The 17,702-nt window shown below is 72.2% G+C and carries 16 protein-coding genes and 2 pseudogenes; 10 read left to right on the top strand and 8 right to left on the bottom strand.

From position 1 onward, the window contains the following. Positions 1-268: 268 nt before the first annotated feature. Together ACFZBD_RS08800 and ACFZBD_RS08795 are read left to right on the top strand one after the other, a co-directional pair. Positions 269-1,492 (top strand): DUF2254 family protein, encoded by a 1,224-nt coding sequence (locus ACFZBD_RS08800; protein WP_391137806.1) that lies wholly within the window; start codon positions 269-271, stop codon positions 1,490-1,492. A 118-nt stretch (positions 1,493-1,610) separates the two neighbouring features. Beyond that, positions 1,611-2,501, top strand: a complete 891-nt coding sequence (locus tag ACFZBD_RS08795) for a LysR substrate-binding domain-containing protein (RefSeq protein WP_391137802.1) — start codon at positions 1,611-1,613, stop codon at positions 2,499-2,501. 63 nt (positions 2,502-2,564) lie between these two features. Here ACFZBD_RS08795 and ACFZBD_RS08790 read toward each other — a convergent pair whose 3' ends face one another. Then, on the bottom strand, positions 2,565-2,831 hold the full coding sequence (locus ACFZBD_RS08790; protein WP_391137799.1) for a hypothetical protein: 267 nt from the start codon (positions 2,829-2,831) through the stop codon (positions 2,565-2,567). Positions 2,832-3,116: 285 nt separating this feature from the next. Here ACFZBD_RS08790 and ACFZBD_RS08785 point away from each other — a divergent pair, with 285 nt between their 5' ends. The 6 genes from ACFZBD_RS08785 to ACFZBD_RS08760 all read left to right on the top strand — a co-directional run bounded on the left by ACFZBD_RS08785 (position 3,117) and on the right by ACFZBD_RS08760 (position 8,992). Next, on the top strand, positions 3,117-3,314 hold the full coding sequence (locus ACFZBD_RS08785; protein ID WP_391137796.1) for a lipopolysaccharide assembly protein LapA domain-containing protein: 198 nt from the start codon (positions 3,117-3,119) through the stop codon (positions 3,312-3,314). Positions 3,315-3,623: 309 nt separating this feature from the next. Beyond that, a complete protein-coding gene (gene kdpF / locus ACFZBD_RS08780) occupies positions 3,624-3,713 on the top strand; it encodes a K(+)-transporting ATPase subunit F (RefSeq protein ID WP_391137793.1) in 90 nt (29 codons plus the stop codon). A 38-nt stretch (positions 3,714-3,751) separates the two neighbouring features. Then, positions 3,752-5,416 (top strand): potassium-transporting ATPase subunit KdpA, encoded by a 1,665-nt coding sequence (gene kdpA, locus ACFZBD_RS08775; protein ID WP_391138544.1) that lies wholly within the window; start codon positions 3,752-3,754, stop codon positions 5,414-5,416. Further along, positions 5,413-7,557, top strand: a complete 2,145-nt coding sequence (kdpB, locus tag ACFZBD_RS08770; protein WP_391137789.1) for a potassium-transporting ATPase subunit KdpB — start codon at positions 5,413-5,415, stop codon at positions 7,555-7,557. Before kdpA ends, kdpB begins: the two co-directional genes overlap by 4 nt. A 6-nt stretch (positions 7,558-7,563) precedes the next feature. After that, positions 7,564-8,235, top strand: coding sequence for a potassium-transporting ATPase subunit C (locus ACFZBD_RS08765; RefSeq protein WP_391137786.1), 672 nt, complete (start codon positions 7,564-7,566; stop codon positions 8,233-8,235). Positions 8,236-8,428: 193 nt separating this feature from the next. Then, positions 8,429-8,992: a hemerythrin domain-containing protein gene (locus ACFZBD_RS08760; protein WP_391137782.1), complete on the top strand. Its 564-nt coding sequence runs from the start codon at positions 8,429-8,431 to the stop codon at positions 8,990-8,992. Between the two features lie 168 nt (positions 8,993-9,160). Here the strand turns inward: ACFZBD_RS08760 and ACFZBD_RS08755 are convergent, their stop codons facing one another. The 3 genes and pseudogenes from ACFZBD_RS08755 to ACFZBD_RS08745 all read right to left on the bottom strand — a co-directional run. Beyond that, entirely contained in the window at positions 9,161-9,679 is a 519-nt protein-coding gene (locus ACFZBD_RS08755) for a hypothetical protein (protein ID WP_391137780.1), read from the bottom strand. 134 nt (positions 9,680-9,813) lie between these two features. Continuing rightward, positions 9,814-10,432, bottom strand: a pseudogene (locus ACFZBD_RS08750) (TOPRIM nucleotidyl transferase/hydrolase domain-containing protein). After that, positions 10,425-10,679: pseudogene (locus ACFZBD_RS08745) on the bottom strand (tetratricopeptide repeat protein); the annotation flags it as partial. The pseudogenes ACFZBD_RS08750 and ACFZBD_RS08745, both read right to left, overlap by 8 nt. Positions 10,680-10,756: 77 nt before the next feature. Here ACFZBD_RS08745 and ACFZBD_RS08740 point away from each other — a divergent pair. Further along, complete coding sequence (locus ACFZBD_RS08740) at positions 10,757-11,728, top strand: aldo/keto reductase (RefSeq protein ID WP_391137777.1); 972 nt, start codon at positions 10,757-10,759, stop codon at positions 11,726-11,728. 64 nt (positions 11,729-11,792) lie between these two features. Here ACFZBD_RS08740 and ACFZBD_RS08735 read toward each other — a convergent pair whose 3' ends face one another. Next, the gene (locus tag ACFZBD_RS08735; RefSeq protein ID WP_391137774.1) at positions 11,793-12,014 is read right to left on the bottom strand and encodes a ferredoxin; all 222 of its coding nucleotides are present in this window, start codon (positions 12,012-12,014) and stop codon (positions 11,793-11,795) included. A 4-nt stretch (positions 12,015-12,018) separates the two neighbouring features. Next, positions 12,019-13,245, bottom strand: coding sequence for a cytochrome P450 (locus ACFZBD_RS08730; RefSeq protein ID WP_391137771.1), 1,227 nt, complete (start codon positions 13,243-13,245; stop codon positions 12,019-12,021). Positions 13,246-13,623: 378 nt separating this feature from the next. Here ACFZBD_RS08730 and ACFZBD_RS08725 point away from each other — a divergent pair, with 378 nt between their 5' ends. Beyond that, on the top strand, positions 13,624-15,144 hold the full coding sequence (locus ACFZBD_RS08725) for a glycoside hydrolase family 6 protein (RefSeq protein ID WP_391137768.1): 1,521 nt from the start codon (positions 13,624-13,626) through the stop codon (positions 15,142-15,144). A gap of 163 nt (positions 15,145-15,307) precedes the next feature. Here ACFZBD_RS08725 and ACFZBD_RS08720 read toward each other — a convergent pair whose 3' ends face one another. Continuing rightward, positions 15,308-16,081, bottom strand: coding sequence for a hypothetical protein (locus tag ACFZBD_RS08720; RefSeq protein WP_391137765.1), 774 nt, complete (start codon positions 16,079-16,081; stop codon positions 15,308-15,310). Positions 16,082-16,234: 153 nt separating this feature from the next. Beyond that, complete coding sequence (gene argG, locus ACFZBD_RS08715) at positions 16,235-17,683, bottom strand: argininosuccinate synthase (RefSeq protein WP_391137762.1); 1,449 nt, start codon at positions 17,681-17,683, stop codon at positions 16,235-16,237. Positions 17,684-17,702 lie beyond the last annotated feature (19 nt).

Below are 17,702 nucleotides of genomic sequence, written 5' to 3'. Positions count from 1 at the left end.
AGGCCACCGATGTCATCCCGTCCTGGCGTGGCCGGGGACGTCTCCTGGGGCGGCCGTGACGTCGAGTGGCCGGCGGGCCCGCTGCCGCTGCGCGGGTGGGAGAACGGCCCTACCGTGAAGTGACGGGGTTCCCGCCGAGGGGGCCCGAGGTCCGTGTGCCTCGGTGAGCACGGGCCCCTCCGGGTGAAGGGGGCGTGACGTGGGTGTCCTGACGTCCTGGGCCGCCAGGTTCAGGTTGCGGCAGTACGTCAAGGCGAGCCTGTGGATCATGCCTCTGATCGGTCTCGTCCTCGGCGCCCTTCTCGCCGAGGTCGCCCTGGCCGTGGACGGCGCGGACTGGCCGCCGAGCGGCTGGCGCTACTCCGCGACGACGGCGAGCGACGTGCTCACCGCCATCGTGGGGGCGATGGTGGCACTGCTCGGATTCGTCGTCACCATCGGCGTGCTCGTCGTGCAGCAGGCGACGGGAACCCTCTCCCCCCGCTATATGCGCCTCTGGTACCGGGACAGGCTGCAGAAGGCGGTGCTGGCCACCTTCACCGGTACGTTCGCGTTCGCGTTCTCCTTGCTGCGCAGCATCGAGTCCGACTCGGTCCCCGACCTCGGGGTCACCCTGGCCGGTGCGGCGGTGGCCGTCAGCCTCGTGCTCCTGCTCATCTACCTCAACAGGTTCACCCACAGCCTGAGACCGGTGGCCATCGCCGAGCTGGTCGGGCGCCTGGGAGCGGACGTCTTCACCACCGGGGCCTCGGCCATCCGGGGCGCGACGCCGCGCCGCGACGGGACCGTGCTGTCCGACGGCCCGGTGACGCGCGTGCGGACGGAGCGCGGGGGAGCCATCCAGGCGTTCAACGTACCCGGCCTCGTCGCGGAGGCGGCGCGCCACGACTGCGTCTTCGTCGTGACCCGGCTGATCGGGGACTTCGTACCGCCCGGCACCGTGCTCGTCGAGGTGCACGGCGGCACGTCGGCCCCGGACCCGGGCCGGGTGACCGGTCTCGTCGCCCTCGGGGCCGAGCGCACCATCGAGCAGGACCCCGCCTTCGCGCTGCGGATTCTCGTCGATATCGCGATCAGGGCCCTGTCCCCGGCCGTGAACGATCCGACGACCGCCGTACAGGTGGTCAACTACATCGAGTCGTTCCTGCACACGGTCGGCGGGGCGCGGCTCCCCGGACGGTACGTCATCGCCGATCGCGACGGCCGTGCCCGGCTCGTCCTGCCGGGGCGCGACTGGGAGAACTACCTGCAGCTCGCGGTCTGCGAGATCCGCGACTACGGAGCGTCGTCCGTGCAGATCTGCCGACGGCTCCTCGCCATGCTCGAAGACCTGCTCGACACCCTGCCACCGTCCCAGCACCCCGCTGTGCATGCCGAGTTGAGCCTGCTGCGGGAATCCATCGAGCGGGCGTTCCCCGACGCGGCCCGCAGGTCCCTCGCGGGAGATGCCGACCGTCAGGGCATCGGTGGGCGCCGTCGTCCGCGGGCATGACCGGACGCGTGCGGCCGGGGGCCGTGAGGATCCGGGTTGGACAAGAGGCGGATCGACGGCCGATCATGCAACGCCGGTTAAGCCGGGGGTTAACGAACGAGCGGGGGCGTGGGGGAGCGTGGAGCTGCGCGACATCGAGATCTTCCTGACCTTGTCCGAGGAGCTGCACTTCGGAAGGACGGCCGAACGGCTGCACGTCTCGGCGGCACGGATCAGTCAGGCGATCAAGAAGCAGGAACGGTCGATCGGGGCGAAACTCTTCGAGCGGACCAGCCGCCGGGTGACGTTGACGCCGGTGGGGGAGCAGTTGCTCGGGGACCTGCGGCCGGCGTTCCTGGGCCTGAAGGCGAGCGTGGACCGGGCACGGCTCACCGCCCAGGGCAAGACGGACATCCTGCGGATCGGCCTCATGGTCACCAACGGCCACGAACTGCGGCCCTTCTGGGACGCCTTCCGCTCCCGCCATCCGCAGTGGGGACTGCGACTGAAGCACAACGGCTACATCGACCCGTTCGCGCCGCTGCGCAACGGAGAGATCGACCTGCTGCTGTCCTGGCTTCCGGTGGAGGAACCCGATCTGACCGTGGGGCCGGTGCTGTTCGAGGAGCCCAGGGTCGCACTGGTGGCGGCCGACCACCGGCTGGCCGGGCGCTCGTCGGTGACCGTGGAGGCGTTCGCGGACCACGGCGTCGCGGGGCCGGACGGACTCCAGCCCGCGTACTTCGAGGACGCCTTCGTCCCGTTCTCCGCGGCCGGCGGTCGTGCCATCGAACGCAAGTTCCTGGTCACGACGTTGGACGAGCTGTACACGCTCGTGGCCGACGGCGAGGTCATCCACCCCCTGGGCAATCAGGTCACCCGCTTCTATGTCCGCCCCGACGTGACGTACGTGTCCGTGCGTGACATGCCCCTCCTCCGGTGGGGGCTGGTCTGGCGGTCGGACCACGACAGCCCGATGGTCCGGTCGTTCGTCCGCATAGCCCGAGAGCTCGGCACGATGTCCTTGTAAGGCCCCCGTCGGTGCTCGACGGCGGGGAGGGGCGCCCGCACGCGGCGCCGGGAGGGCCGGACCTCAGGTGAGGTCCGAGCCGGTGTCCTCGCGGCCGACCTTCAGCCGGCCCAGCGGCGGGAAGTCGTCGGTGCTGTCGCCGGGGGAGAGGGTGTAGACCCCCACCATCCGTCCCCGCTCGTCCACCACCGGCAGACTCGCGGGCGGCTCGACCCCGCCGACGGCTCGCAGCAGGAGCGCTCCGTCCTGCTCCAGGACGGTCAACGTGGTGCTCTGTCCGGTGTTCGGCTCTGCCATGCGCTCACCCTTGTCGATGATCGGATCGGACATGCCACGGTAGTTCGACGGCGCCCGGCCGCGGCCCAGCGACACCCGGGGACGGCCGGGCGCGGCCCAGCGACACCCGGGGACGGCCGGGCGCGGCCCAGCGACACCCGGGGACGGCCGGGCGCCCGCACCAGACCGACGGGACCGGCCGTCACACGATTCACCCGGGTGGCCCCGCCCATCCGGGCCCTCCCGCCCGATCGAGGCGAGCATGACCCCATGAGCCGAGAAGACACGCGGAAATCCGGCCGGCCGGACGGGCACAGGAGCGCCGGCAGGGGGCGGGGCATGCTGACCCCGCCCCGCATCGCCATGCTGGTGTTCGCCGCCCTCGCCATCGTCCTCATCGCCCAGAACACCGCCGATGTCAGGATCCGCCTGCTCGTCCCCGTCGTCACCATGCCGCTCTACCTGGCCCTGCTCCTCATGTTCGTCCTCGGGGCGCTGTGCGGAGCCCTGCTGCTGAGCAGTCGCCGGAGGAGATAGCCCGGCCCGGGGGGCGGGCAGGGGCCTCCCGTCCAGGTGACACGGCCGGTGACGGAACTCCTGCGGACCCGCGTGGGGCGGTCGCCCCGTCTGCCCCCCGTGTCCCCGTAGGAGATCCGTCAAGAGGGCACCGCCCCGCGTATGGGAGGCGTCAACGGAAGCGGCGGACCGGCGGGAAGGAGGTTTTCTCGTCACGTCAGAGAAACCGTTCTTCCCTCAGGAGCTCACGATGGCCGACGTGGCCTTCGTCGTCACCACAATCGCGGTGTTCGCGCTGGTGGCTCTCATCGCCAAGGGGGTGGCGAAGCTGTGAGTGCCGAGAACATCGTCGGTCTGCTCGTGGCCGTCGCCCTGCTGGTCTATCTCGTCCTCGCCCTGCTCAAGCCGGAGAGGTTCTGAGCACGGATATGAGTCCCACGCACATGAGTTCCACGCCTGTGAGTCCCGTGCTCGCCGGTGTGCTCCAGCTTCTCGCCCTGGCCGTCGCGCTCGGGCTGGCGTACCGCCCCCTCGGCGACCACATGGCCCGCGTCTACTCCTCCGGGAAGCATCTGCGCGTCGAGCTGTGGATCTACCGGGCCATCGGCGCCGACCCGGACACGGAGATGCGGTGGCCCGCCTATCTGCGCGGCGTGCTCGCCTTCTCCGGGGTGGGCGTCCTCTTCCTCTATCTGCTCCAGCGCGTGCAGGGGAGCCTGCCCGGTTCGCTGGGCTTCGCGTCGATCGACCCGGACCAGGCCTTCAACACCGCCGCCTCCTTCGTGGCCAACACGAACTGGCAGTCCTACTACGGCGAGCAGGCCATGGGCCACGTCGTGCAGACCGGAGGGCTGGCCGTACAGAACTTCGTCTCGGCGGCGGTGGGCATCGCGGTCGCGGTCGCCCTGGTGCGCGGCTTCGCCCGCTCCCGCACGGGCGAGCTGGGCAACTTCTGGTCCGACCTGGTCCGCGGCACCGTCCGGATCCTGCTGCCGATCTCCGTCGTGGGCGCCCTCGTGCTCGTCGCCTGCGGCGCCCTGCAGAACTTCTCCGGCATCCACGAGGTCGGCCAGTTCACGGGCGGCACCCAGCAGTGGAACGGCGGCGCGGTCGCCTCGCAGGAGGCCATCAAGGAGCTGGGCACCAACGGCGGCGGCTACTTCAACGCCAACTCCGCCCACCCCTTTGAGAACCCCAGCGGCCTCTCCAACCTCTTCGAGGTCTTCCTGATCCTTCTCATCCCCTTCGCGCTGACCCGCACCTTCGGCAGGATGGTCGGCTCGCTCAGGCAGGGGTACGCGATCCTCGCGACGATGGGGGCGATCTGGCTCGGGTTCACCGCGCTGATGATGTGGACCGAATTCGCGCACCACGGCCCGGCGTTCGACCTCGCGGGCGGCGCGATGGAGGGCAAGGAGACCCGCTTCGGAATCGGCGGCTCGTCGATCTTCGCGGTCGCCACCACGCTCACCTCCACCGGTGCGGTGAACTCCTTCCACTCCTCGTACACCGGCTTCGGCGGCGGTCTCACCCTGCTGGGCATGCAACTCGGCGAGATCGCCCCGGGCGGTGTCGGTTCCGGTCTCTACGGCATGCTGATCATGGCGGTCATCGCCGTCTTCATCGCCGGCCTGATGGTCGGCCGCACGCCGGAGTACCTGGGCAAGAAGATCGGCACCCGCCAGATCACGTACGCCGCCTGCTCCCTGCTGATCACCCCGGCCCTGGTGCTCTCCTTCACCGCCGCCGCGATGGCCCTGCCCACTCCGGCGGACTCGATGACGAACACGGGCGCGCACGGCTTCTCCGAGATCCTCTACGCCTACACCTCCGGCGCCAACAACAACGGCTCCGCCTTCGCGGGACTGAACGCCGACACCCAGTGGTTCAACTCGACCCTCGGCATCGCGATGCTCCTCGGCCGGTTCCTGCCCATGGTGTTCGTCCTCGCCCTCGCGGGCTCGCTCGCCGAGCAGCAGCCCGTACCCGAGACCGCGGGCACCCTGCGGACCGAGAAACCCCTCTTCGCCGGCCTCCTGATCGGCACGATCATGATCACCACCGGCCTGACCTACTTCCCGGCCCTCGCACTGGGCCCGCTCGCCGAAGGGCTCGCGGCATGACCGACGACATACGCACCCACGGGGTACGGCCTCAAGGCGTACCCAGCCAGGGCGTACGGCCCCATGGAGCGCCGGCCCCCGCGGCCGGAGCGCGGATCGGCGGCGGCCTCTTCGACCCCCGGCAGCTCCTCGCCTCCTTCCCCGACGCGATCCGGAAGCTCGACCCGCGGGTGATGGTGAAGTCCCCGGTCATGTTCGTGGTGCTGATCGGCTCGGTCGTCACCACCGTGCTCGCGATCAGGAACCCGCACGACCTGTTCGGCTGGGCGATCACCGGCTGGCTCTGGCTGACCACCGTCTTCGCCAACCTCGCGGAGGCCGTCGCCGAGGGCCGCGGCAAGGCCCAGGCCGACACCCTGCGCAAGGCGAAGTCCGGCACCGTCGCCCGCCGCGTCGCCCCGGCCGGCGAGGAGCGGGTCCCCGGCACCGAGCTGCGCGTCGGCGACCTGGTGGTCTGCGAGGCCGGCGACACCATCCCCGGAGACGGCGACGTCGTCGAGGGGGTCGCGTCGGTCGACGAGTCGGCCATCACCGGCGAGTCGGCCCCGGTCATCCGCGAGTCGGGCGGCGACCGCTCGGCCGTCACCGGCGGTACGAAGGTGCTGTCGGACCGGATCGTCGTGAGGATCACGACGAAGCCCGGGGAGACCTTCATCGACCGGATGATCGGCCTGGTCGAGGGCGCCGCCCGGCAGAAGACCCCCAACGAGATCGCGCTGAACATCCTGCTCGCCTCACTGACGATCGTCTTCCTGCTCGCCGTCGTCACCCTCAAACCCTTCGCGATCTACGCCGGCGCCGACGAGCAGACCTCCCTCGTCGTCCTCTCCGCGCTGCTGGTCTGTCTGATCCCGACCACGATCGGCGCCCTGCTCTCGGCGATCGGCATCGCCGGCATGGACCGGCTCGTGCAGCGCAACGTCCTGGCCCTGTCGGGCCGTGCCGTGGAGGCGGCCGGCGACGTGTCGACCCTGCTCCTGGACAAGACCGGTACCATCACCCTCGGCAACCGGCAGGCCGCCGCCTTCGCTCCGGTCAGGGGCGTCACGGAGGCCGAACTCGCCGACGCCGCCCGGCTGTCCTCGCTCGCCGACGAGACGCCCGAGGGGCGCTCCATCGTGACCCTGGCGACGGAGAAGTACCCGCAGCGCGTCCCTCTCCAGGGCGAACCGGACCACGCCGAGTGGATCGCGTTCACCGCCCAGACCCGGATGTCGGGCGTCGACCTCGTCGAGAGCGGACGCGGCCGCACGATCCGCAAGGGAGCGACCGGATCCGTCGTCGCCTGGGTCGAGGAGCGCGGCGGGACCGTACCGCAGGACACGCGGGCCCTGACCGACCGGATCGCGCAGGCCGGCGGCACACCGCTGCTGGTGGCCGTGGAGGACGACCGGGGGGCGCGCGTCCTCGGCGTCGTCCACCTCAAGGACGTCGTGAAGGACGGCCTGCGGGAGCGCTTCGCCGAGCTGCGCCGCATGGGCATCAGGACCGTCATGATCACGGGCGACAACCCGCTGACCGCCCGGGCCATCGCGGAGGAGGCCGGCGTCGACGACTTCCTCGCCGAGGCCACCCCCGAGGACAAGATGGCCCTCATCAAGCGCGAACAGGCCGGCGGCAGGCTCGTGGCGATGACCGGCGACGGGACGAACGACGCCCCGGCGCTCGCCCAGGCGGATGTCGGGGTGGCGATGAACACCGGCACGTCGGCCGCGAAGGAGGCCGGCAACATGGTCGACCTCGACTCCGACCCGACCAAGCTCATCGAGATCGTCGGGATCGGCAAGCAGCTCCTCATCACCCGGGGCGCGCTCACCACCTTCTCGATCGCCAACGACGTGGCCAAGTACTTCGCGATCGTCCCCGCGATGTTCGCCGTCGCCTACCCCTCGCTGGACAGGCTCGACATCATGGGCCTCTCGTCGCCGGAGTCCGCGATCCTCTCCGCCGTCGTCTTCAACGCGCTCATCATCGTCGCACTCGTGCCGCTCGCCCTGAAGGGCGTGCGCTACCGGCCGGCCGGCGCCGACAGGATGCTCCGCCGGAACCTCGGCGTCTACGGCCTCGGCGGCCTGATCGCCCCGTTCATCGGCATCAAGCTCATCGACATGCTCCTCTCCCTCCTCCCCGGAATCGGCTGACCGACCATGAACAACTCCGCAGGCACCACAGGGCGGCTGCTCTGGGCGGGTCTCCGCGCCCTCCTCGTCCTGACCGTGATCACCGGCGTCCTCTATCCGCTGACCGTCACCGGCATCGCCCGGGTCGCCTTCCCGGCCGAAGCCGCCGGCTCCGAGATCACGGACGCGAGCGGCAGGGTCGTCGGCTCCGAACTCATCGGCCAGACCTACCGGCTGCCCCTCGCGGCCGGCGAGGAGACCGCGCGCCCGGACCTGCGGTGGTTCCAGCCGCGCCCCTCGAACGGCCTCGGCACCAACAGCGTCAACACCCGGTACTCCCTCCTCCTCTCCGGCGCCACCAACCGGTCCGGCGACAACGAGGACCTGATCAGGTGGGTCACGGACGCCAAGGCCGCCGTCGTCGAGGACAACTCCACCCCCACGTTCCGGGTGCGGCCCTCCGACGTCCCGGCCGACGCGGTCACCTCCTCCGGCTCCGGCCTGGACCCGCACATCTCACCCGCGTACGCCGCCCTTCAGGTCCACCGCGTCGCGGAACGGAACTCCCTCGACGTCGGGGCGGTCGAGAAGCTCGTCGCCGACCACACCGACGGCCGCACCCTCGGTTTCATCGGCGAGCCCCGCGTGCACGTCCTCCGGCTGAACATCGCCCTCAAGGAGCTGGTGGAGCAGGGCTGACCGCGCCCGCCGGGCCGACGCCACCGGCCCGGCCGCGGAGGGGCGGGCTTGCGCCATGCCGTGGTGCCCTGTCGGCCACCGGGGTGACGTACGAGGCCGGGGCGACAACCCCGGCGCCTCACGGGGGACCCGTACAAGGCCGCTGAACCGCACGCGACCGAGCGGTCTCGCCTCGAACGACAAGGAGCGAATCATGGGACACGGCGGAAACGTCATCCAGGAACTGACCGCGGACCACCGCGAGGTGGACGAACTCTTCGCGAAGATCGAAGCGCTGCCCAGCGGCGACGAGCGGCGACGGGACCTGGCCGACCAGCTGACCATGGAGCTCATCCGGCACTCGGTCGCGGAGGAGCAGTACCTGTACCCGTCCGTGCGCCGGTTCGTCGACGACGGGGACGACCTCGCCGACAAGGAGGTCGCCGACCACGCCGAAGTCGAGCGGATGCTGAAGGAGCTCGAAGGCTGCGAGCCGGGCGACGGCATGTTCGACACGCTCATCACCCGGCTGAAGGCGAGCGTCGGCGCCCACGTCGCCGACGAGGAGAACCGGCTGTTCCCGCTGCTGGCCGAGTCCTGTTCCGCCTCGGCGCTGGACGACCTGGGCGAGAAGGTCCGCTCCGCGAAGAAGACCGCGCCGACCCGCCCCCACCCCTCCGCGCCGGACACCCCGCCGGCGAACAAGATCCTCGCGCCGGGCACCGGCATGGTCGACCGCCTGCGGGACATGCTCTCCGGCCGCGGCCGGCAGGGCTGACCCCCGGCGCAGGGAAGCGAGGGCCCGGCACGTGCCGGACCCTCGCTTCCCTGCGCGCGGGCGGATGCGGGCCCGAGGGGTGCGCAGGGGCGGCGATCATGTCGGACGGCCGCCCCGGAGAAGTCGCGCCCGCCAGGGCGCGGAGGAGACGCCCCGTACAGCCGTCCGTCACACCGCCTGAGCGGCCTCCAGGCGGGCGCGGAGCTGCGGGCGGTGGAGGTCGGCTATCGGTGCGAGGAAGTCGGGGTGGCGCAGCAGACCCGCCGACCGGTGGTCCGCCTCAGCGGGGTCCGTCAGCCGGCGGAAGGACACGGGGACGCGCTCCCCGCGCGCCGCGGTGACGGCGTCGGCGGCGGCGGAGGCGAGGGGCGCCGAAGCGAGGAGGCAGGCGGCCCAGCTGGCCACGACCTCGTCGACCCAGGAGTGCCACGCCTCGCTGCCCGCGGACCGGTCCGCGTCCGCGCCGGTGACCCAGTCGAGACGGGCCGCGCCGCCCGGCCCCGAGAGCACGACCAGCTCCGCGTCGAGCTCCGTCGGATAGCGCAGCCACGCCGCCAGCGTCACGGCCTGCCGGGCCTGGGCCTCCGCGAGGCCGCGCTGGACCGCGCCGGGTCCCGGGGGATAGGCGCGCAGGAGCCACTGCGTCGTCGCCGCCGTGAGCGGGGCGAGGAGGTCGTCTGTGGGCACGGCTGACCGTCCGTACGGATGGGGAGCGTAAACCCCGGCACCTTAACCGGCGCCCCAGGTCGTCCGAAATGACCCAGGTCACGCCGGCCCGGGCGACCGGGCGCTTTGGGGGCGCGGGCCGCGAGGGCGTCGCGTCAGAGACCGGCGAGGAGGTCGTCGAGGGGGGGCGGGGACACGGTCCGGGGCGAGGGCTTCGACCAGCACGTGGCCGTACCGGATCTTGCGCCCCTTCTTCGTGCCCAGGAACCGGCGCAACTGCTGCTGTGCGGTGCGGCCCCGCTGCGCGGGCTGGCGCAGGAACGTCCGCAGGGCGCGCAGATCCCCCTCGGCGCCGACCAGCGCCTCCACCCGGGGCGGGCCCAGGGCACGGATCAGCTCGTCCTCGAGATCCGCCGCACAGACGAAGATCCCCTGCTCCGCCGCTCCGGCCCGCTCCCACCCCCGGGCGTAGTACGGACGCTCCGCCTCGTCGCACAGACCGGTCAGGCGCAGGCCGAGACCGGTCGGCCCGAGGAGGAGGGCGAAGCGGCCGACGTTCATCGCGCCGCCCATCGGCAGGACGCAGACGCCCTCGGCGGCGAGGTCCCGGCCGCGCCGCCGGGCCAGCGCGCCGACCGCCGCGGCGTCGCTCGGCCCTTCGAGGAGGACGACCGTACGGACCGGCAGCCGCGCCGCCAGTTCGTGCGCGGCGTCGCCGGGTCCACCGGCGGCCCACGCGGTGACCGCTTCCCGGAACGCCCCCATGTCACTCATGGGACGAGTCTCCGCCTCGCGCGGCCTGCGCGGTAATGGTTTTCCGTCCCCGCGGGGGCGGCTGTGCCGCCTCGGGCTCGATCAGGAGACGGGGGTGGTTCCGCATCGACCGCTGCGAGCGCGGCAGATGGTCGGCCAGGGCTCCCAAGATGAGGGAGAGGCCCTCGCGTTCCCGGCCGAGGTCGGCGAGGCACAGGGCGAGGGTCGCGCGGACCGCGTCGTCCAGTTCATCGGGCCTGACCGACAAGACACCTCCTAGGCCCAAGGATGCGGTCATGCCCGCAGTGTTGGTGCGGGGACCGGCCGCGGGTGATCATTCCCGGCATGACCGAACACACGACGCAACGGACGACCGACGGCACGATCGACGACAGGACCGAGGGCACCACGGAGGAGACGATCGACGCCGCGGCCTCGGGGACCTGGAAGCTGGGCGACCTGGAGGTCAACCGGATCGGGTTCGGCGCGATGCGGCTGACGCAGCGGGGAGCGGCGTTCGCCGCGGACGCCGCCCCCAGCGACCGCGACCGGGCCATCGGCGTGCTCCGGCGCGCCGTCGAACTCGGCGTCGATCACATCGACACCGCCGCGTTCTACTTCTCGTCCCTGCGCTCCGCCAACGAGCTGATCAACCGGGCGCTCGCCCCCTACCCCGACGACCTGGTGATCGCCACCAAGGTCGGCCCGGGCCGCGACCCCTCGGGTGCCTGGATCCGCCACGCCGCCACCCCGGCCGAGCTCCGCGGCCAGGTCGAGGAGAACCTGCGCCAGCTCGGCCGGGACCATCTGGACGTGGTGAACCTGCGGATCGTCGGCACCGACTCGATCGCCGAACGCTTCGGCGCCCTGGCCGACTTGCGTCAGGCCGGCCTCATCCGGCACCTGGGCATCTCCAACGTCACCCCCGCCCACCTCGCCGAGGCCCTGGCCATCGCGCCGGTGGTCTGTGTCCAGAACCAGTACGGCCTCGGTGTGCGTCCCGAGCACGACACGTTCGTGCGCGACTGCGGCGAGCAGGGCGTGGCCTTCGTGCCGTTCTACTCGATCGCCGGCACGGGCCGCGAGGCGGGCGCGGCCGGTACCGAGCCCGACGCACTGCTCGCCGTCGCACGGGCGCGCGGGGTGAGCACGGCGCAGATACGGATCGCCTGGACGCTCCACCAGGGCCCGCACCTCTTGGCCATCCCCGGCACCGGCGACCCGGAGCACCTGGCGGCGAACGTGGCCGCGGGCGCCCTGCGGCTGACCGAGGAGGAGCTGGCCGTGCTGGACGGCCTGCACCGGGGCGGTGCGTGACGGGTAGGCGGGCGGTGCGTGACGGGTAGGCGGGGTGGTGCCTGACGGGTACGGCCCCGCCCCCTCAGGGTGAGGAGCCCTCTGCCGGCCCCGGGTCCGTGAGGGTGATGGCCGCGGCCGGGCACACCCCCGCGGCGGTGCGGACCGCCGCGCGCCGGTTCCGGGGCGGCCGGGCGTGGAGGAGGACGACCAGGCCGTCGTCCTCGTCCTGGTCGAAGACCTCCGGGGCGGTCAGGGCGCACATCCCGGCGCCGAGGCACCGGTCACGGTCGACGTGGACGTCCATGGGATCAGGCCTCGTCCCAGGTGACCGGCAGCCGGTGCACGCCGTAGATGCTCATGTCCGTCCGGAGCGGCACGTCCTCGGCCGGCACGGCGAGCCGCAGCGTGGGGAACCGTGCGAACAGCGCGGGCAGGGCCACCGTCAGCTCCACGCGGGCCAGTTGCTGGCCCAGGCACTGGTGCATGCCGTGTCCGAAGCCGAGATGCCCGGTGGCGGTGCGCCGCAGGTCGAGGGTGTCGGGGTCGGGGAACCGCTCCGGGTCCCGATTGGCGGCCTCCAGCGAGAGCGTGACGCTCTCGCCGGCCCGGATCAGCCTGCCGTCCAGCTCCACGTCCTCCAGAGCGGACTTCACGGTGGTGTGGGCGACCGTCAGATAGCGCATCAGCTCTTCGACCGCCTGCGGCGCGAGGGCCGGGTCCTTGCGCAGGGCCTCGGCCTGGGACGGGTGGCCGAGCAGGGCGAACGTGCCGTGGGCGATCATGTTGGCGGTGGTGTCGAGGCCGGCGGCGAGCAGGAAGACGCCGATGCCGACCAGCTCCTCGTCGGTGAGGTCGGAGTCCCGCGCGAGATCCCCGAGCACGTCGTCGGAGGGCTCGGCGCGTTGGGCGGCGACCAGCTCCGCCATGTATTCCTGCAGGCCGGTCATGGCGGCGTGGCGCTCCTCGGGCGCCGCCTCCAGGGACATCATCGTGTGGGCGTGGCCCTGGAAGCGCTCGCGGTCGGCGTAGGGCACCCCGAGGAGTTCGCAGATCATCAGCGCGGGAAGGGGCCGGGCGAACGCGTCGACCAGGTCCGTGCCCGGCCCCCGGCGTTCCAGGGCGTCCAGGTGCTCGGCGGTGATCTCCTCGGCGCGCTCGGTGAGCCGCCGCATCCGTCGGACGGTGAACTTGCCCATGAGGAGCCGCCGGAACCGGGTGTGCTCCGGCGCGTCCATCCCGGTCATGTCACCGACCGGCGCGGGTGGCAGCGGGCCCTCCGGGCCGCCGGGGAACGGGAAGTGCATCAGCTCGTAGCGCGAGCTGAAACGACTGTCGCCCATGATCGAACGGACCGTGGCATGGCCGGTGGCCAGCCAGCCGACGTGCCCGTCGGGGTACGTCATGCGGGTCAGCGGCTCCGCCTCGCGTAAGGCGGCAAGGCCGGCGGGCGGGTCGAAGGGGCAGCCGGCGGAGCGCTGGACGGGAAGCGTGACGGGCTCGGCGGTGCCGGGGTGGTGCGACGGCTCGTGCCGCATGGTGTCCTCCGTGGGTGAGCGTAGGCACGGCGGGGGCGCGCTGGAGCAGGGTGGCGTCATCCGTGGCGCCATCTCTGACCTAGCGGTTCCACGTGCAAAGTGCCTTTGTATGCGTGCCTGTCGGCGTGACCCGGACTCGTGGTCTCGGGCTAGCGGTTTCATAGTGGCACCTTGATGGCGCCAAGTGCAAGACGTAATGGCACCGCTTGGCGCCGCCCGGTGCCCCGCACGGACGCCTTCGCGTGACCGCCGACCTCTGGACGGTCCGGACGGTCCGGCAGAGTGTTCTGCGATCATGAACGCGAAGGGGGCCATCGGGTTCCCGCCGCACCCGGTCGGCGGAGTCGGCCGGCACCGACCGAACAGGACTCGTCCTCCGTGACTGTGACGCACCCTTGGCTGCGCCTGGCCGCCGCGCCGGCGCTCGCCGCCGCCCTCCTGGGCACCGCCCTCGCCCCCGCGGCTCCCGCGGCGCCGGCCGCCCCCGCTGCCCCGCCCGCACCGGCCCGCTACGGCGAACTGGTCGTGAACGGCGCCTTCTCCGCCGGCATGGAGGCGTGGTGGACCACCGGCAACGCCGCCGCGACCGCCACCGGCGGCGCCCTGCGCTCCACCGTCGCCGCCGCCCCCGGCAACCCCTGGGACGTCATGGCCGCCCAGCGCGGGCTCGTCCTGCGCAAGGGCGCGACCTACACCCTCTCCTTCGACGCCAAGGCCTCGCGGGCGACCCGGATCGCGACGACCGTGCAGCTGGCGGACGCCCCCTACACGGGGACCCTCTCCCGCACCCTCGACGTCGACGCCACCAGCCGGCGCTTCAGCTGGACCTTCACCTCCGGCCTGGAGACGACCGCCGGACAGGTCACCTTCCAGCTCGGCAACCAGAGCGCGACCACCGACATCACCCTCGACAACGTCTCCCTGACCACCTCCACCGCCCGCGAAGGCTTCTACACCGACCCGGCCAACAACGCCTACACCTGGGCGAACGCCCACCCGACCGACCCCCGGGCCGGCCGGATCCGGACCGCCCTCGGCGACCACGCCGCCGTCAAGTGGTTCGGCGGCTGGGACGCCGACGGCAACCCCGCGACCGGGATACGGGACGAGGTGAGCGCCTACGTGGGCGGGGCGGCCGCCAAGGGGCAGGTACCCGTCCTCGTCACGTACAACATCCCCGGCCGTGACTGCGGCGGCCCGTCCTCCGGAGGCGCGGGGAGCCCGGCCGCGTACAAGACGTGGATCTCGGAGTTCGCGCTCGGCCTGGCCGGCCGGCCGGCGATCGTCGTGCTCGAGCCGGACGCGGTCCCGATGGCCTCGGACGAGGCGTGCATGAACGGCGGCCTCGAACAGCGCCTGGACGCCCTCTGGTTCGCCAACCAGCGGCTGAAGGAGCAGGGCGGCTTCGTCCAGACGTACCTTGACGCGGGCAACTCCACCTGGACGCTCGGTCCCGACGGCACCGGCGCGCAGGGGATCGGCCTGAAGAAGATGGCCGAGCTGCTCAACCGGGCCGGGGTCTCCATGGCCCGGGGCTTCTCCGTCAACGTCTCCAACTTCGATGCCACGACCGTCTCGAACGACTACGGCCGTCGCCTCGCGGCCCAGCTCCAGGCCGACTTCGGCGTGACCAGCCGCTGGGTGGTGGACACCTCCCGCAACGGCAATGGCGGGTACGTCACACCGGGCGACCCGGCGAGCGGACACGTCGGCTTCTGCAACCCGCCCCGCCGCAAGCTGGGCGTCCCGTCCCAGGCGGGCACGGGCGGCGCCGAGTACCTGCTGTGGATCAAGCACCCCGGTGACTCGGACGGCGACGGGCCGCAGTGCCCGGCCGGTTCACCGGCGGCCGGCGTCTTCTCCCCGGCCCTGGCGCAGGCGCTGATCGACGGCAGCTGACGCCCCCGGCGACGCCCCGGGCGCCCGACGCCTCGCGCCGGGCGCCCACCGTCACGCCGGTCGTCGCGCCGCGAGGCCGTGCTCGTGCGCTGTGCTCCGTGGGGAGCAGGCCGGCGACGGGCCGCACGGACCGTACGGTCGGCGAAGCCGGCGGCGGGCTACGTCACGAGCGGGCGGGAGTCGGGCCGGCCTCCTCGGCCGGCTCCCGCCACGCGCTCGCCAGACCGTCCAACCAGCCGGGCGGCAACTCGGCCGCGTCCCACTCGGCTTGCAGGGCCTCGGCGGCGCCGGAGAGGCGTTCGAGCACCGCGATGCTGGTGGGGGAGTGGGCCAGCGAGTGGCGGCCGTGGACCGCGATGCCGCTGCCGGGCCCGTACTCCGCGTACAGCAGGGCCAGCCGCTCCCCGTGTGCCTCGGCGAACTTCTCCAGTACGCCCGGGTACCCCACCCTTTCCTGCGCGCTCATCGTGCCGAGGACCGCCGTCAGGACCTCGTCCGCCATCTCCGGTTCGAGCTCCGACTTCTGCGTGAAGGTGAGATAGAGCGCCGTCACGGCCACATGCGCGCGCTCCACGTCCATCCGCCCCACCGGGGGATGCGCGGCGGCCCCCTCCGGCTGCGACCCCTGCCCGGCTCCGGTGGGCCCGGTCGCGCCGCGCAGGGTGCGTTCGGCGATGCGGAACAGCTCGGCGCCGACGGCCCGGGCGCCGTCGTACCAGCCGGCTCCGTACAGCTCTCCGCGCTCCCGCGAGGCCTCGCCCTCGATGGCGCCGACCTCACCGCGCGCCGCCGCGACGGCACCGGCCTCGACGAGCGAGATCAGGACATCGGCCTCGGCCCGGAAGACTCCGGCGCGGCCCAGCAGCTCGTGGAGCGTCTTCTTGGCGTTCATGACACTGGTGGCGTCCAGGCCGTGCTCTGGGTTGGGCAGGTTCATGGTCTCCAGCTTGCCCCGTTTTCCCCGCGCTGTGCGGTGAAGCCGCCACCCTCGGCCGGGCCGATGTCGCGCGGACGGCGGCGGGCCCCGGCGGAACGTTCTCCGCCGGGCCCGCCGTACGCCCACGCCACGCGTGGTGACCGGGGAACGGACTCAGTCCGTGCCGGACTCCATCGCGGCGCGGTCCAGCATCGTCTCCTCGTCCGAGACCTCGCCGCGCGAGGCGATCGCCTCGGCGCCGCCGCCCTCCATGGCCCCGATGAGGCCGGTCGAGGCCGCCTGGGCCGCGCCGATCAGCTGCGGGTGGGCGGTGCCGACCAGACCCAGGCCCGCGTACTGCTCGAGCCGCGCCCGGGAGTCGGCGATGTCCAGGTTCCGCATGGTCAGCTGGCCGATCCGGTCCACCGGGCCGAACGCCGAGTCCTCGGTCCGCTCCATCGAGAGCTTGTCCGGGTGGTAGCTGAACGACGGGCCCGTGGTGTCGAGGATCGAATAGTCCTCGCCGCGCCGCAGCCGCAGCGTCACCTCGCCGGTGACCGCCGCGCCGACCCAGCGCTGCAGCGATTCGCGGATCATCAGCGCCTGCGGGTCCAGCCAGCGGCCCTCGTACATCAGCCGGCCGAGGCGCCTGCCCTCGTTGTGGTACGCGGCCAGGGTGTCCTCGTTGTGGATCGCGTTCACGAGGCGCTCGTAGACGATGTGCAGCAGGGCCATGCCCGGCGCCTCGTAGATGCCGCGGCTCTTGGCCTCGATGATCCGGTTCTCGATCTGGTCGGACATGCCCAGGCCGTGCCGGCCGCCGATCGCGTTGGCCTCCATGACGAGGTCGACCGGCGAGGCGAACTCCTTGCCGTTGATCGAGACCGGGCGGCCCTGGTCGAAGCCGACCGTCACGTCCTCCGCGTCGATCTCCACCGACGGGTCCCAGAACCGCACGCCCATGATCGGGTCGACCGTCTCGACCCCGGTGTCGAGGTGCTCCAGGGTCTTGGCCTCGTGGGTGGCGCCCCAGATGTTGGCGTCCGTGGAGTACGCCTTCTCCGTGGAGTCCCGGTACGGCAGCCCGTGCGCGAGCAGCCACTCGGACATCTCCTTGCGGCCGCCGAGCTCCGTGACGAAGTCCGCGTCCAGCCAGGGCTTGTAGATCCGCAGGTGCGGGTTGGCGAGCAGACCGTAGCGGTAGAACCGCTCGATGTCGTTGCCCTTGAACGTGGAGCCGTCGCCCCAGATCTGCACCCCGTCCTCGAGCATGGCCCGGACCAGCAGCGTGCCGGTCACGGCGCGCCCCAGCGGCGTGGTGTTGAAGTACGGGCGCCCGCCCGACTTGATGTGGAACGCGCCGCACGCGAGCGCCGCCAGACCTTCCTCGACCAGCGCGGCACGGCAGTCGACGAGCCGGGTGATCTCGGCGCCGTACGCGGAGGCACGACCGGGCACGGACGCGATGTCGGGCTCGTCGTACTGACCGATGTCGGCGGTGTACGTGCACGGGACGGCGCCCTTGTCGCGCATCCAGGCAACGGCGACGGACGTGTCGAGTCCGCCGGAGAAGGCGATGCCGACGCGCTCGCCGGTCGGGAGGGAGGTGAGAACCTTGGACATAGGAAGATTATGCATGGCA

Origin of the sequence: Streptomyces sp. NPDC008121 (genome assembly GCF_042957155.1) — a bacterium.
GTDB lineage: Bacteria > Actinomycetota > Actinomycetes > Streptomycetales > Streptomycetaceae > Streptomyces.
Note: the sequence above shows the minus strand (reverse complement) of the source record. Positions and strands in the feature narration are given on the sequence as shown.